The 15610-nt window shown below is 52.9% G+C and carries 15 protein-coding genes; 7 read left to right on the top strand and 8 right to left on the bottom strand.

Annotation, left to right across the window (positions count from 1 at the left end; genetic code table 11):
* Positions 1–14 precede the first annotated feature (14 nt).
* Both mobB and mobA read right to left on the bottom strand, forming a co-directional pair.
* Positions 15–518, bottom strand: a complete 504-nt coding sequence (gene mobB / locus PUP35_RS21680) for a molybdopterin-guanine dinucleotide biosynthesis protein MobB (RefSeq protein ID WP_127732679.1) — start codon at positions 516–518, stop codon at positions 15–17.
* Positions 515–1099 carry a molybdenum cofactor guanylyltransferase MobA gene (mobA, locus tag PUP35_RS21675; protein ID WP_248175560.1) on the bottom strand — a complete coding sequence of 195 codons (585 nt, stop codon included), beginning with the start codon at positions 1097–1099 and terminating at the stop codon, positions 515–517. Before mobA ends, mobB begins: the two co-directional genes overlap by 4 nt.
* Before the next feature lie 68 nt (positions 1100–1167).
* On the opposite strand from mobA, the gene PUP35_RS21670 reads away from it, so the two are divergent.
* From PUP35_RS21670 to dsbA, 3 genes are all read left to right on the top strand, one after another.
* Entirely contained in the window at positions 1168–1437 is a 270-nt protein-coding gene (locus tag PUP35_RS21670) for a YihD family protein (protein ID WP_008501866.1), read from the top strand.
* Positions 1438–1512: 75 nt separating this feature from the next.
* Positions 1513–2499 (top strand): serine/threonine protein kinase, encoded by a 987-nt coding sequence (locus tag PUP35_RS21665; RefSeq protein WP_274241384.1) that lies wholly within the window; start codon positions 1513–1515, stop codon positions 2497–2499.
* A gap of 26 nt (positions 2500–2525) precedes the next feature.
* On the top strand, positions 2526–3149 hold the full coding sequence (dsbA, locus tag PUP35_RS21660) for a thiol:disulfide interchange protein DsbA (RefSeq protein ID WP_045285687.1): 624 nt from the start codon (positions 2526–2528) through the stop codon (positions 3147–3149).
* Between the two features lie 23 nt (positions 3150–3172).
* On the opposite strand, the gene PUP35_RS21655 is transcribed toward dsbA, so the two are convergent.
* On the bottom strand, positions 3173–4081 hold the full coding sequence (locus PUP35_RS21655; RefSeq protein ID WP_133295371.1) for an acyltransferase: 909 nt from the start codon (positions 4079–4081) through the stop codon (positions 3173–3175).
* A 440-nt stretch (positions 4082–4521) separates the two neighbouring features.
* On the opposite strand from PUP35_RS21655, the gene polA reads away from it, so the two are divergent.
* On the top strand, positions 4522–7314 hold the full coding sequence (gene polA, locus PUP35_RS21650; RefSeq protein ID WP_248175561.1) for a DNA polymerase I: 2793 nt from the start codon (positions 4522–4524) through the stop codon (positions 7312–7314).
* A gap of 166 nt (positions 7315–7480) precedes the next feature.
* A complete protein-coding gene (locus PUP35_RS22070) occupies positions 7481–7528 on the top strand; it encodes a spot 42 RNA, inhibition of DNA synthesis (protein WP_071892919.1) in 48 nt (15 codons plus the stop codon).
* 97 nt (positions 7529–7625) lie between these two features.
* On the opposite strand, the gene yihA is transcribed toward PUP35_RS22070, so the two are convergent.
* Positions 7626–8255 carry a ribosome biogenesis GTP-binding protein YihA/YsxC gene (gene yihA, locus PUP35_RS21645; RefSeq protein WP_023309768.1) on the bottom strand — a complete coding sequence of 210 codons (630 nt, stop codon included), beginning with the start codon at positions 8253–8255 and terminating at the stop codon, positions 7626–7628.
* A 577-nt stretch (positions 8256–8832) separates the two neighbouring features.
* On the opposite strand from yihA, the gene yihI reads away from it, so the two are divergent.
* Positions 8833–9348 (top strand): Der GTPase-activating protein YihI, encoded by a 516-nt coding sequence (gene yihI, locus PUP35_RS21640; protein ID WP_032644299.1) that lies wholly within the window; start codon positions 8833–8835, stop codon positions 9346–9348.
* A 188-nt stretch (positions 9349–9536) separates the two neighbouring features.
* Positions 9537–10910, top strand: coding sequence for an oxygen-independent coproporphyrinogen III oxidase (hemN, locus tag PUP35_RS21635; protein WP_115876966.1), 1374 nt, complete (start codon positions 9537–9539; stop codon positions 10908–10910).
* Between the two features lie 100 nt (positions 10911–11010).
* On the opposite strand, the gene PUP35_RS21630 is transcribed toward hemN, so the two are convergent.
* From PUP35_RS21630 to glnA, 4 genes are all read right to left on the bottom strand, one after another.
* Positions 11011–11121, bottom strand: coding sequence for a YshB family small membrane protein (locus PUP35_RS21630; RefSeq protein ID WP_136196048.1), 111 nt, complete (start codon positions 11119–11121; stop codon positions 11011–11013).
* Between the two features lie 111 nt (positions 11122–11232).
* A complete protein-coding gene (glnG, locus tag PUP35_RS21625) occupies positions 11233–12645 on the bottom strand; it encodes a nitrogen regulation protein NR(I) (RefSeq protein ID WP_008501858.1) in 1413 nt (470 codons plus the stop codon).
* Positions 12646–12656: 11 nt separating this feature from the next.
* Positions 12657–13706 carry a nitrogen regulation protein NR(II) gene (gene glnL, locus PUP35_RS21620; protein ID WP_008501857.1) on the bottom strand — a complete coding sequence of 350 codons (1050 nt, stop codon included), beginning with the start codon at positions 13704–13706 and terminating at the stop codon, positions 12657–12659.
* 170 nt (positions 13707–13876) lie between these two features.
* Positions 13877–15286, bottom strand: coding sequence for a glutamate--ammonia ligase (gene glnA, locus PUP35_RS21615; protein WP_008501856.1), 1410 nt, complete (start codon positions 15284–15286; stop codon positions 13877–13879).
* Positions 15287–15610: the final 324 nt, after the last annotated feature.

Below are 15610 nucleotides of genomic sequence, written 5' to 3'. Positions count from 1 at the left end.
TACCCGGCAAGTCGTCAGATCGCACTCCACTCCATAATAAACTCCGCAATCCCATCCACATCATTTAAATCCAGTACCGGAACTTCAAGTGGCAATACAACATCACTTGCCACCGCAATCACATGCTCATCCAGCGTTAACTCACTAAAATCATGCCCGGCATCGCTTCTGAATAGCAGGATCTTAGGCACGGCCTCATGCTTAAATCCCTCAATCAGCACCAGATCCAGGGTGGAGTGATCCATCCGACTGACAAGATAAGCGAGATCCAGCGGCGCCTCGTCCGGCGTTTCTGTCATTAACGCCCAGCGTTGAGAACTTGCCACCATCGTTTGCGCTGCACCCGCTTTACGCAGCTCAAAGCTGTCTTTTCCCGGTTTATCGACATCCATATTATGGTGGGTATGCTTAATCAATCCTGGACGGATACCTCGGGTACACAGCGCAGGAATGAGCTTTTTCAGCAGCGTGGTTTTCCCGGTTCCACTCCAGGCGGATATGGCTACAACAGGTATCATTTTTTCTCCTGCATCATCTGCAAATCTTCATGCGTATTCACATTCACAAACGCTGATTTCACATCGCTAAAATCAACGGAATGGCCGCCAGACTCACGCATGAAGACCATTACCCTGCGCTCTCCCCCAGCCAGATAGCTCTGCAGAGCAGGCGCTAGCGATCGGTGCATTAATGCGATAGCAGGATGGTCACGCTCGCCGTCATGTACCCAAACCACAGGAGCTGTACCGCGAAGCTGTAATAAACGCTCGGCAAGACAGGACGGAATAAACGGGGTATCGCAGGGGCAGAAGATAAACCACTCTCCTTGAGACTGTTGTATGACCGAAAGCATACCGGCCAGCGGTCCTGGGTAATCCTCAACGATATCCTGGTAGACGGCGTACCCGCTGCTTCGGTAAGTGTCGATATGCCGGTTAGCGCTGATGGCCATTGTCGACACCTGGCCTGAGAGCGTATCGGCGACATGCTGCCACAAGGGTTTTCCATTAAGAAGCTGAAGCCCCTTATCTTTTCCGCCCATTCGCGTTGCTCTGCCGCCTGCCAGAACGACCCCGATGATTTCCTGGCTAAGATTCACGAATATCGCCTCTTTTATTGTGGGATTGACCCTGCTAACGTGTCACTCTAAATGAAAGGAGCACCACCATGAAATGTAAGCGTCTGAATGAAGTTATTGAACTCCTCCAGCCCGCCTGGCAAAAAGAGCCAGAGCTAAATCTGATGCAATTTTTACAGAAACTGGCGAAAGAGTCAGGTTTTGACGGCGATCTGGCTGACCTTTCTGACGACATCCTGATCTACCACCTTAAAATGCGCGACTCTGCCAAAGATGCTGTTATTCCTGGTATTCAGAAAGATTATGAGGAAGATTTTAAGACCGCATTATTGCGCGCACGAGGCGTAATTAAAGAGTAAAAGCTTGTAAGCGGCGGCACCGAAATCGCCACAAGATGATATCCTGAATCATTCGTATAATTTCCGGATGATCGGATGAACGACCAGGCTTTTACTTTCCAGACATTACACCCGGACACCATTATGGATGCCCTGTTTGAACAGGGTATTCGGGTGGATTCCGGGCTAACACCGTTAAACAGCTACGAAAACCGCGTCTATCAATTTCAGGACGAGGATCGTCAGCGCTTCGTTGTAAAGTTCTATCGCCCTGAACGCTGGTCCGCAGAACAAATTCAGGAAGAGCATCAGTTTGCTCACGATCTGCTGGGTGACGATGTTCCCGTTGCCGCACCGCTGAAATTCAATAACCAAACGCTCCTCACGCACGAAGGGTTTTACTACGCTGTATTCCCGAGCCTGGGGGGGCGCCAGTTTGAAGCGGATAATATCGATCAGATGGAGTGGGTTGCCCGCTATCTTGGGCGTATACACCAGACGGGACGCAAAAAAGCCTTTATTGCCCGCCCGACTATCGGGATTCAGGAATACCTTCTTGAACCGCGCCAAGTATTCGAAACGTCTGCAATGATCCCCGCAGCGCTAAAGGATGATTTCCTCAACGCCACCGATAAGCTTATTGCTGCAGTGAAAACCTGCTGGCGCGATGATATTTCCGTCCTGCGCCTGCATGGCGATTGTCACGCCGGGAATATTCTCTGGCGTGACGGCCCGCTCTTTGTCGATCTCGACGATGCGCGCATGGGGGCAGCGGTTCAGGACCTGTGGATGCTGCTCAATGGCGATAAAGCCGAGCAGCGCATGCAGCTTGAAACCATTATTGAAGCTTATGAAGAATTTAGCCCGTTTAATTCAGACGAAATTGCCCTGATTGAGCCTTTACGTGCGATGCGTTTTGTTTATTATCTCGCATGGTTAATCAGGCGTTGGGACGATCCGGCATTTCCTCGCAATTTCCCGTGGCTTACCGGAGAGGATTACTGGCGTAGCCAGATATCTACATTTACTGAGCAGGTTAAGGTTCTTCAGGAGCCCCCTCTGCAATTAACGCCGATGTATTAATGGACACACCCAGGAGAGAGTTAATCATGAAAAAAATTTGGCTGGCGCTGGCAGGTATGATTCTGGCATTTAGCGCTTCTGCTGCGCAGTTTACCGACGGTAAACAGTACATCACGCTGGACAAGCCGGTCGCTGGCGAGCCACAGGTTCTGGAGTTCTTCTCGTTCTATTGCCCACACTGCTATCAGTTCGAGCAGGTGCTGCATGTTTCTGACAACGTGAAGAAAAAGCTGCCGGAAGGCACAAAAATGACCAAGTACCACGTCGAGTTCCTGGGCCCATTGGGTAAAGACCTGACTCAGGCATGGGCGGTGGCGATGGCACTGGGCGTGGAAGATAAGATCACTTCGCCAATGTTTGAAGCCGTACAGAAAACACAGACCGTTCAGACCACTGCGGATATCCGTAAAGTGTTCGTTGATGCCGGCGTGAAAGGTGAAGAGTATGATGCCGCGTGGAACAGCTTCGTGGTGAAATCACTGGTTGCCCAGCAGGAAAAAGCGGCTGCTGACCTCCAGCTTCAGGGCGTTCCGGCGATGTTTGTTAACGGCAAATATCAGCTGAACATGCAGGGCATGGACACCAGCAGCATGGATATCTTCGTACAACAGTATGCTGATACCGTGAAATACTTGGTTGAGAAGAAGTAATTTCACTGATGTAAAAACGCCGGTCATTGACCGGCGTTTTTGTATGAAGATTTAATCTTGCCTATCTGTTCGTCTTTCTCTTTCCAAAGCGTATTAAGCCACTGCTGGAAACGACGTTTGAAGTTCTTGTCGTTAACGTAATCACCGTGCAGTTCAGCGTCAATCGGAACCAGGTCGACATGCACGACAATGCGCGTCAGTTTGCCGCTGAGCATGTCGAAGAATGGCGTCCTGTCGTTTTCCGGATAGCAGAGCGTGACGTTAAGAAGTTTATCGAACTGTGCTCCCAGCACGTTAAGCGCCATCGCAATCCCCGCTGCCTTTGGCGGCAACAGATGCTGATAAGGAGAGCGAGTTTGCTGGCGCTTCTCTTCCGTAAACCGGGAACCTTCAACAAAGTTCACGATAGTCGTTGGATGCGCGCGAAACTTTTCGCAGGAACGGCGCGTGGTCTCCACATCTTTGCCGCGACGCTCGGGATGACGAATCAAATAGCTGCGCGAATAGCGTTTCATAAACGGCATATCTAGCGCCCAGCAGGCCAGCCCAATAAAAGGTACCCAGGCGAGCTGCTGTTTCAGAAAATATTTGTTCATCGGGATGTGTTTGCGAAAAAGCACGCATAACACCACGATGTCCGCCCAGCTGTGATGATTGCAGATCAGCAGATACCAGTTTTTCTTGTTAAGACTCTCCAGCCCTTTGATATCCCACTTCAGATGCGGGTTCAGGCACAGCAGGATCGCCAGCCCTTCGCACCAGCAGTACATCATGAAATTACAAAATGCGGACACGGCTCGCCACACCATGGGGACAGGCAGCAGCAGTTTAATGATCCCGGCTACGATGATCGGCACAGAACATGCGACAGTCACCAGAATAGTTAAAATGATGCTTAACAGTAATGTTATTGCAGCGAGCAATCTCGACATGATGAGCTTTTTCAGGTAGTTAGCTTTAAGTTAGCGGCCAGCTATTCGACGCTGGGCGCTGATTTTACCAGAAAACGGACAAATTAATGGCGCTTTCATGTGATGATTTGACCGCTTTTACCCTGTCGTAGACGATTTCACTGTGATTCCGCGCTTATCAAGGCTTATATCCACATAGACTAAATTGCCATCAGTTGGCCATATAGATAAGATCTAATGCCATAACAGCATGATAATTAAGATCTAAAATATAACTCATATGTGTATTTTGTGTCTGTTATTCATATGAACTGAAAATATGCACAAACTTATCCACAGTTTGAATTTTGCGAGCGATCCTCACGATCGCAAAATCTTTTCCTGTATCAGGCGCTAATAACTGATGTTTTCATCCTTCTGTGGCATCCTTTACCCATAAATTGATTAAAGGCACGGACATTATGGTTCAGATCCCAGAAAACCCTCTTATTCTCGTCGATGGCTCTTCTTACCTGTATCGGGCATACCATGCGTTTCCTCCTCTGACCAATAGCGCAGGGGAACCCACCGGCGCAATGTACGGCGTGCTGAACATGCTGCGCAGCCTGATCCTTCAGTACCAGCCAACCCATGCGGCTGTGGTCTTTGATGCGAAAGGCAAAACGTTCCGCGATGAGCTGTTTGAGCATTACAAATCTCACCGTCCGCCAATGCCTGACGATCTGCGTGCGCAGATTGAACCGCTGCACACCATGGTAAGAGCGATGGGGCTGCCGCTGCTGGCCGTCTCTGGCGTTGAAGCCGATGACGTCATCGGTACGCTGGCGCGTGAAGCAGAAAAGATGGGTCGTCCTGTACTGATCAGCACCGGTGATAAAGATATGGCGCAGCTGGTGACGCCAGGTATCACCCTGATTAATACCATGACCAATACCATTCTGGGGCCTGAAGAGGTTGTCACTAAGTATGGCGTGCCGCCTGAGCTGATTATCGACTTCCTTGCGTTGATGGGCGACTCCTCGGATAACATCCCGGGTGTCCCTGGCGTTGGTGAGAAAACCGCGCAGGCTCTGCTTCAGGGGCTGGGCGGGCTGGATACGCTCTACGCGGAATCAGACAAAATCGCCGGGCTCTCCTTCCGTGGCGCAAAAACCATGGCCGGAAAACTGGAAGAGAACAAAGAGGTGGCTTATCTCTCCTATAAGCTGGCTACAATCAAAACCGATGTCGAACTGGAGCTGGGCTGTGAGCAGCTTGAGGTGCAACAGCCTTCTGCTGACGATCTGCTGAGCCTGTTTAAGAAATACGAATTCAAGCGCTGGATCACCGACGTGGAAGCCGGTAAATGGCTACAGGCAAAAGGGGCCAAACCTGCTGCAAAGCCGAAGGAGACGATTGTTGTTGAAGCAGAAGATCAGGCTGAAGAAGAAGCCGTGGTGCTTTCATTCGACAACTACGAAACCATTCTTGAAGAGTCACAGCTGATCGCCTGGATCGAGAAACTGAAAAAGGCGCCGGTCTTTGCCTTTGATACCGAAACTGACAGTCTCGATAACATCTCAGCCAATATGGTTGGCCTGTCATTTGCGACAGAGCCGGGTATTGCAGCCTACGTTCCTGTGGCGCACGATTACCTGGATGCGCCGGAGCAGCTCTCCCGTGAACGCGTGCTTGAGCTGCTGAAGCCGATCCTGGAAGACGAAAAGGCGCTCAAGGTTGGGCAAAACCTCAAGTACGACCGCGGCATTCTGCAAAACTACGGCATTGAACTGCGTGGGATCGCCTTCGACACCATGCTCGAATCCTACATTCTGGACAGCGTCGCGGGCCGCCATGATATGGATTCCTTATCTGACCGCTGGCTTAAGCACAAAACGATTACCTTCGAAGAGATTGCCGGAAAAGGGAAAAATCAGCTCACCTTTAACCAGATTGCTCTTGAAGAGGCGGGTCGCTACGCGGCGGAAGATGCTGACGTCACGCTGCAGCTGCATCTGAAGATGTGGCCAAAACTGCAGAAGCACGAAGGTCCGCTGAACGTGTTCCAGCATATCGAGATGCCGCTAGTGCCCGTGCTATCCCGCATTGAACGCAACGGCGTGAAAATCGACCCAACGGTGCTGCATAACCACTCCGGGGAGCTGGCGCAGCGCCTGACCGAGCTTGAGCAAAAAGCGCATGAGCTTGCAGGCGAGCCGTTTAACCTCTCTTCACCGAAGCAGTTGCAAACCATTCTGTTTGAAAAGCAGGGTATCAAGCCGCTGAAGAAAACCCCTGGCGGCGCACCGTCAACCTCTGAAGAGGTGCTGGAAGAGCTGGCGCTGGATTACCCGCTGCCAAAAGTGATTCTGCAGTACCGTGGTCTCGCGAAGCTGAAGTCGACCTACACCGACAAGCTTCCGCTTATGATCAACCCGAAAACGGGTCGCGTGCACACGTCGTATCATCAGGCTGTTGCGGCGACCGGTCGTCTCTCGTCAACCGATCCCAACCTGCAGAACATCCCGGTACGTAACGAAGAGGGCCGTCGTATTCGCCAGGCTTTCATCGCACCAGAGGATTATCTGATTGTCTCTGCTGACTACTCGCAAATCGAACTGCGCATTATGGCGCATCTGTCCCGTGACAAAGGCCTGCTTACCGCGTTTGCCGAAGGGAAGGATATCCACCGGGCAACCGCGGCGGAAGTCTTCGGCTTGCCGCTGGACAGCGTGACCAACGAACAGCGCCGCAGCGCTAAGGCGATCAACTTCGGTCTGATCTACGGCATGAGCGCGTTCGGCCTTTCACGCCAGCTCAACATTCCGCGTAAAGAGTCGCAGAAGTATATGGATCTCTACTTCGAGCGTTATCCGGGCGTGCTGGAATATATGGAACGCACACGCGCGCAGGCGAAGGAAAAAGGGTACGTCGAAACCCTGGATGGCCGCCGTCTCTACCTACCGGACATCAAATCCAGCAACGCGGCGCGCCGCGCTGGCGCAGAGCGTGCGGCGATCAACGCCCCGATGCAGGGTACCGCGGCGGACATTATTAAGCGTGCAATGATCGCTGTTGATGCCTGGCTGCAAGAAGAGAAACCTCGCGTGAAAATGATCATGCAGGTACACGATGAACTGGTATTTGAAGTGCACAAGGACGACCTCGACGCCGTGTCGAAGAAGATCCACGAACTGATGGAAAGCAGCATGACGCTTGATGTGCCGTTGCTGGTGGAAGTGGGAAGTGGTGAAAACTGGGATCAGGCTCACTAACGATTCTTCGCATAACGCGCTATTTATGTAAGTTTGCAACATTAGAACGCGCGTTTTGTGACGATCATTAGAATTCCCTATGTAAAGAATGAAAAAAAACTACAAAAAGTGCTTTTTCTGCAGCACAAAAAGGGGTAGAGTTATCGGCGTAGGGTACAGAGGTAAGATGTTCTATCTTTCAGACCTTTTACTTCACGTAATCGGATTTGGCTGAATATTTTAGCCGCCCCAGTCAGTAATGACTGGGGCGTTTTTTATTGCGGCAAAGAAATGTTCAGGCAAAAAAAGCGCGGCCATCGCCGCGCCCGGTATCACTCTTCTTCCGCTTCCGTCGCGGGTTCCAGCTCGCTAAACCAGGTATCGAGTTTCTGACGCAACTTGTCCACGCCCTGCTTTTTCAGCGAGGAGAACGGCTCAACCTGCACATCACCGTTGAAAGCCAGCACCGCTTCGCGAACCATATTCACCTGCGCTTTACGCGCGCCGCTCGCCAGCTTATCGGCTTTCGTCAGCAGCACCAGTACGGCGATATCGCTTGCTACAGCCCAGTCGATCATCTGCTGATCGAGATCTTTTAGCGGGTGACGAATATCCATCAGCACCACCAGACCTTTCAGGCACAGACGTTTTTCCAGGTATTCACCCAGCGCACGCTGCCACTTGATTTTCATCTCTTCTGGTACCTGCGCGTAACCGTAGCCCGGTAAGTCGACCAGGCGTTTGCCCTCTGCGACTTCAAACAGGTTGATCAGCTGGGTACGGCCAGGTGTTTTTGAGGTACGCGCCAGGCTCTTCTGATTGGTCAGCGTATTCAGGGCGCTGGATTTCCCCGCATTGGAGCGGCCAGCAAAGGCCACTTCAATACCTGTATCAGAAGGCAGGTGGCGAATATCGGGCGCACTGGTGACAAAATGCGTCTGTTGGTAGTTCCAGGTAGTCACGTGGTCGTCTCCAAAATCGTAATCTGAGGGGGATTATACCCGAATGCAGGCAAAAGGCTTTTCTGATTACTATGCCGTGTAGGCGAATGCCCCCATCGGTGTGAGAGATCGGCCAGTGATGCTATGGGAGATTTCAGAGAATTCGCAGGCGTTAAAAAATGCAAACTGTTTTAAATCATAATCTTATTTTCGGGTAATTGTCTGAAAATCTCTTTTTATGCCGTTTCGTTGCTTGTTAGTTTAACGGAACAAGGTAAAGTGTGCGTCAGGGCGAGGAAGCCAACAGGAAATCGACTTAAGGATTAGGGTCAGGAGCGCCAGGAGGCGAAGACGCAGGATTGTCAGGACGACCAGCGCCTGGAGGCGTTTTAAAAGGAAATGGAACCGTATCACGGACGGTATTAGCCAAAGGATAAACAGGGTTTGTTGTTGGCAAACATGGAATGTCTGACCCGCTAAGGGTTGTGAGTCAGGAAAAAAGGCGACAGATTGCTCTGTCGCCTTTTTTCTTTGCTTGCTTTCTGCTAGATTTCGCCGCAATTCTATACTGAAGAAAACGACTTAAAGATAAAACATCATGAAAAAACCAACCTCCGCTGCGGGCGCGAAACGCCCTGCAAAAGCACGCCGCAAAACGCGCGAAGAACTGAACCAGGAAGCGCGCGACCGCAAACGCGACAAAAAACATCGCGGTCATGCTGCGGGTAGCCGTGCCAACGGTGGTGGTGCAGCGGGCGCTTCTGCAAAAGGCAAGCAGCAGAAAGATCCTCGTATCGGCAGTAAAACTCCCATTCCACTGGGCGTGACAGACACCCCGGTCACTAAGCAGCACAAACCAAAGAGCGAGAAACCTATGCTTTCACCGCAGGCTGAGCTGGATTTGCTGGAGAACGATGAGCGCCTGGACGCGCTGCTGGAACGTCTTGAAGAGGGTGAAACCCTGACCGCTGAAGAGCAGTCATGGGTGGATGCCAAACTGGATCGTATTGATGAACTGATGCAGAAGCTGGGCCTGTCATACGACGATGACGAAGATGAAGAAGAAGACGAGAAGCAGGAAGATATGATGCGTCTTCTGAAGGGTGGAAACTAACATTTGCACCCGGCAGGCACGATAGTCCTGCTTATAACCCTTCCGGTTATATGTTATCTGGTGTGGTTATTCGTTAAACTACGGCGGTTGTCGCGGCGACAGAAGTGGCTGCGCACCCGAATGATGGCCCGCAATGGGGTCAGAACGGGCCGCCGTATACGAACGCGACACCAACGGAAGGAGTGAGCATGTCAGCATCAACTATCGACTGGGATTTGGCCCTAATCCAGAAATATAACTATTCCGGGCCGCGTTATACGTCATACCCCACCGCGCTGGAGTTCTCCGATGCCTTCGGAGAGCGTGATTTCCAGCAGGCTGTCGCGCGTTATCCTGAGCGTCCGCTGTCGCTCTACGTCCATATTCCGTTCTGCCACAAGCTTTGCTACTTCTGCGGCTGCAATAAAATCGTGACCCGCCAGCAGCATAAAGCCGACCAGTATCTTGATGCGCTCGAACAGGAAATTGTGCATCGCGCGCCGCTGTTTAAAGGCCGTCACGTGAGCCAGCTTCACTGGGGCGGCGGTACGCCAACCTATCTGAACAAAGCGCAAATAAGCCGCCTGATGGCGCTTCTGCGCGGCAATTTCAGTTTTAATGCTGACGCTGAGATCTCGATCGAAGTCGATCCGCGTGAAATTCAGCTGGATGTCCTGGATCATTTACGCGCAGAAGGATTCAACCGTCTGAGCATGGGCGTACAGGATTTCAATAAAGAGGTTCAGCGTCTGGTGAACCGCGAGCAGGACGAAGAATTTATCTTTGCCTTACTCAATCACGCGCGTGAGATTGGTTTCACCTCGACCAATATTGACCTGATTTACGGCCTGCCAAAGCAAACGCCGGAAAGCTTCGCCTTCACGCTGAAGCGCGTGGCTGAACTTAACCCGGACCGCCTGAGCGTCTTTAACTATGCGCATCTGCCAACGCTCTTTGCCGCCCAGCGCAAAATCAAAGATGCCGATCTTCCTTCTGCCCAGCAGAAGCTGGATATTCTGCAGGAAACCATCACCTCGCTGACCGACACCGGCTATCAGTTTATCGGCATGGATCACTTTGCCCGCCCGGATGACGAGCTGGCCGTTGCTCAGCGCGAAGGGGTCCTGCACCGTAACTTCCAGGGCTACACGACCCAGGGCGATACCGATTTACTGGGAATGGGTGTCTCCGCCATTAGCATGATTGGCGACTGCTACGCGCAGAACCAGAAAGAGCTGAAGCTGTATTACCAGCAGGTTGATGAGACTGGCAACGCGCTGTGGCGCGGCATTGCGTTAACGCGTGATGACTGTATCCGTCGCGATGTGATTAAGGCGCTTATCTGCAACTTCCGTCTCGATTTCAGCGATGTGGAAGCGCAGTGGGAACTGAACTTCAGCGATTATTTCGCGGAAGATCTGAAGCTTCTGGCGCCGCTGGCGAAAGACGGGCTGGTGGATGTGTCGGAGAGAGCGATAGAGGTCACCCCGAAAGGGCGTCTGTTGATCCGTAATATCTGCATGTGCTTTGACGCGTATCTGCGTCAGAAAGCGCGAATGCAGCAGTTCTCGCGAGTGATTTAAACTGTAATGCCGGGTGTCGGCTTCGCCTTACCCGGCCTACAAAAGTGCGAAATGTAGGCCGGGTAAGCGAAGCGTCACCCGGCTTTTCATCGCCAACTCGCTAGCTAAACAGCCCAACCAGCGCCGCGCACAACATAGCCGCAACGGCTGTTTGTGGCGTGTGGCTTTCAGCGGCTCCGCTAGAGAGCATATTCACGAATGTTTCCAGCATGATGTTCACCCCCAATTTCCGGGCACGATCATACAAAACTCATCGGAACAGTAAAGCGCAAAATAACGACGATTTGCGTTCAATTAATAACCTTTACACAGCGGCGTGAGATCATTCCATTCCCAGCTCTTTCAGCTTGCGCGTCAGGGTATTGCGACCCCATCCCAACAGGCGAGCGGCTTCCTGCTTGTGACCCTGCGTATGACGAAGCGCGGTGGTCAACAGCGTACGCTCCATCTCAGGCTGAGCCTCAGACAGCAGGTTTTGATGACCGGAACGCAGCGCGCGGTCGGCCCACTGCGCCAGCAGCGTCGCCCAGCTGTCCGGCAGCGCGTGTCCGCTACTGCTTTCCGGCGCGGTCGCCTCAAACAGTTCGGCCGGTAAATCCTGAATCAGCACTTCCTGACCGGCAGCCATCACGGTTAGCCAGCGGCAGGTGTTTTCCAGCTGACGCACGTTGCCCGGCCACGCCAGACGCGTCAGAGCGGCATCGGTTTCCGGGTGAAGCTGCTTGGCTTCCACGCCCAGCTCGCGGGCAGCCACCTGCAGAAAATGACGCGCCAGGCGGGGAATATCTTCCCGTCGTTCACGCAGCGGCGGCAGATGAACGCGAATGACGTTCAGACGATGGAATAAATCCTCACGGAATTTTCCTTCCTGCACGCGTTGCTCCAGGTTCTGGTGGGTCGCGGCGATAATACGCACGTCCACTTTCACCGGCGCATAGCCGCCCACGCGATAAAACTGCCCGTCGGCCAGCACGCGCAGCAGGCGGGTCTGGACATCCAGCGGCATATCACCGATTTCATCCAGGAACAGCGTGCCGCCGTCAGCCTGTTCGAAGCGGCCCTGGCGAATGGTATTTGCGCCGGTAAATGCCCCTTTTTCATGGCCGAACAGTTCGGACTCAATTAAATCCTTCGGGATCGCCGCCATATTCAGGGCGATGAACGGGGCTTTTGCCCGCGGGCTATGGCGATGCAGTGCATGCGCTACAAGCTCTTTACCGGTGCCCGATTCGCCGTTAATCAAGACGCTGATGGACGAGCGGGACAGACGGCCAATAATGCGAAACACGTCCTGCATCGCCGGCGCTTCGCCAATGATGTCGGTGGTTGGCCCAAAATCGGGCGCGTGGCGTGGCTGTTGCTGCTCCTGATAATGGCTAATCGCGCGTTCAACCAGCGCCACCGCTTCGTCGATATCAAACGGTTTGGGCAGGTAATCGAACGCCCCTTGCTGATAGGCGCTCACCGCGGCATCCAGATCGGAATGAGCCGTCATTATGATGACCGGTAGCATAGGGTGGCGTTGTTTGATCTGCTTTAACAGCGCCAGCCCGTCCATGCCCGGCATACGGATATCCGACAGCAGAACATCGGGCGTTTTAGTGGTGAGTGCGTCGAGCACTTCGCTGCCGCTCTCAAACGTCGTGCAGCTTAATCCCGCCCCTGTGAGCGCGCGTTCAAGCACCCAACGGATGGAGCTATCGTCATCGACTACCCAGACTATCCCTCGTTGCATAAACGTCACCTTTATTTTTTAATCGGCAGGAAAACCGAAAACTCGGTATGTCCCGGCCAACTGGTAAATTCAATTTTTCCAGAGTGTTGGTCGATCAAACTGCGGGCAATGGATAAGCCCAGGCCGGTTCCGCCTTCACGGCCGCTGACCATCGGGTAGAACAGGGTGTCCTGCAGATGCGATGGAATGCCGGGCCCGTTATCCTCAACGTCGATTCGGGCGGCCAGCCGGTAGCGCACGCCGTGTAACGTGAGCTGGAAGGCGGTGCGGGTGCGTAAAATAATCTCGCCGCCTTCAGGTCCCAGCGCCTGCAGAGCATTACGCACAATATTCAACAGGACCTGCTCAATCTGGTCCGGGTCATGGGCCAGTTCCGGCAGGCTTGGGTCGTAATCACGTACCAGCGTGACGTTCTCCGGCAGCTCCATTGAGACGAGCTTCACCACCCGCTCAGCCACTTTATGGATGCTTTCAGTGACGTGCATTCCCGGCTGCTGCGGACCGAGAAGACGGTCTACCAGATTCCGCAGACGGTCAGCCTGCTCAATGATGACGTTGGTATATTCCGCCAGCGCAGGGTCAGGCAGCGCCTTGGTCAGAAGCTGCGCCGCGCCGCGTAACCCACCCAGCGGGTTTTTGATTTCATGCGCCAGACCGCGCACGAGGTCACGGGCTGCAATCTGCTGCGCATGCTGAAGCTGCTCCTGGCTCAGTCGACGCTGATTATCCATCGGCGCCATTTCCAGCAGGATCAGGCCTTCGGGAAGACGTTGCGCGGTTAGCGACAGAATGTGCGAGCGCCCGTCGATCACCAGCGTCACTTCGTTATCGGTGAAACCCTGGCCTGCCTGTAAGCTTTCCTGCATCAGGCCAATATTCAGCGAAAAATAGCTCAGGAGTTCCGGAAGCGGGGTACCGAATAGTTTACGTGCGCTTTGGGCAAGCAGCTGCTGTGCCGCCGGGTTGGCGTAATGAACGGCCAGCTCGTCATCGACCAGCAAAATGCTGTTAATCAAAGAATTGAGGATCTGCCCAGCATCGGGCAGCGTGCCAGTTGCCATTCAGCAGTCTCCTGGAGTCGTTTGCACTAATTTAGTGCAGTATAGCGTTTTCGGCGTAAAAAGCGCGTGAGATCAGATTGTTGGTGGAGAAAAAAGCCCATCCGGAGATGGGCTAAAAGTTTCCACGGCAACTACTCCCGGCGCTTGTCACGCCGGGTAAAACAACTTAATTAAACGCTGTAGTACAGTTCGAACTCAACCGGGTGCGGAGTCATACGCACGCGGTCGTTCTCTTCAGTACGCAGGGCGATGTAGGCATCGATAGCGTCGTCAGTGAATACGCCACCTGCAGTCAGGAACTCGCGGTCTGCGTCCAGCGCCTGCAGGGCTTCTTCCAGAGAGCCAGCAACCTGTGGGATCTCTTTCGCTTCTTCTGGCGGCAGGTCGTACAGGTTTTTGTCCATCGCTTCGCCCGGGTGGATCTTGTTCTTGATACCGTCCAGACCGGCCATCAGCAGTGCTGCGAAGCACAGGTATGGGTTAGCCGCTGGATCCGGGAAGCGTACTTCGATACGACGCGCTTTAGGAGACGCTACTACCGGGATACGGATAGAAGCAGAACGGTTACGTGCAGAGTAGGCCAGCATCACTGGCGCTTCGTAGCCCGGGACCAGACGCTTGTAGGAGTTGGTGGTTGGGTTCGCCAGGGCGTTGATCGCTTTAGCGTGTTTGATTACGCCGCCGATGTAGTACAGCGCCTGCTCGGACAGGCCAGCATATTTGTCGCCAGAGAACAGGTTGGTACCGTTCTTGGACAGAGACATGTGGCAGTGCATACCGGAACCGTTGTCGCCAAACATTGGTTTTGGCATGAAGGTCGCGGTTTTACCGAAACGGTGCGCAACGTTGTGCACAACGTATTTGTAGATCTGAATTTCGTCCGCTTTTTTGGTCATGGTGTTGAAGCGGGTTGCCACTTCGTTCTGACCCGCAGTCGCCACTTCGTGGTGGTGAGCTTCAACAACCAGGCCCATCTCTTCCATCACCAGACACATGGTGGAACGAATGTCCTGTGCAGAATCGACCGGAGGAACCGGGAAGTAACCACCTTTAACGCCAGGACGGTGACCTTTGTTACCACCTTCATATTTGGTGGAGGAGTTCCATGCACCTTCGATGTCGTCGATAGCAACGTGGGAGCCAGAAATAGAAGCACCGAAACGGATGTCATCGAACAGGAAGAATTCTGGCTCTGGCCCGAACAGAACGGTGTCTGCGATGCCGGTAGAACGCAGGTACTCTTCAGCGCGTTTCGCGATAGAACGTGGGTCGCGGTCGTAGCCCTGCAGCGTGCCTGGCTCGAGGATGTCGCAACGGATGATCAGGGTTGGTTCTTCGAAGAACGGATCAATGACCGCAGTGGTTGCATCTGGCATCAGAACCATGTCGGATTCGTTAATGCCTTTCCAGCCACCAATGGAGGAGCCGTCAAACATTTTGCCTTCTTCAAAGAATTCGGCGTTCACCTGATGAGCAGGGATTGTGACGTGCTGTTCTTTACCTTTGGTGTCGGTGAAGCGGAGATCAACAAACTTCACTTCATGTTCGTTCAGCATCGTCAAAACGTGTTCAGCGGACATACTTAACTCTCCAGATTGGTCATTGTCGTCGTGGTAACGAGGTCTTCAGTTTCTGTTTGTACTGGCTGTTGCCATGTAATTTTTATAAAGCGAAATCTGTGCCAACTTTTAAATCACCCCAAAAAGGCGTTATCATGCGCACCATAGTGCAAAAGGGCTGCACCACGATGGATTTGTTGCACCAGTATAGTGCTTCAATGTGAACATTGAGCACCATATTGGTGCAATTTACGTTAAAGTGCCCTTTTTCGCTCCGTGAAAGCGATCACAAAGCATCTCTGCAATACTTGTTTGCGGAGGATGTTTGTGATCCTGTTTTGTAGT

Origin of the sequence: Enterobacter sp. S-33, assembly GCF_028735835.1 — a bacterium.
GTDB classification, from domain to species: Bacteria; Pseudomonadota; Gammaproteobacteria; order Enterobacterales; family Enterobacteriaceae; genus Enterobacter; species Enterobacter vonholyi.
The sequence above is the reverse complement of the archived record's forward strand: the minus strand, read 5'-3'. Positions and strand labels throughout refer to the sequence as shown.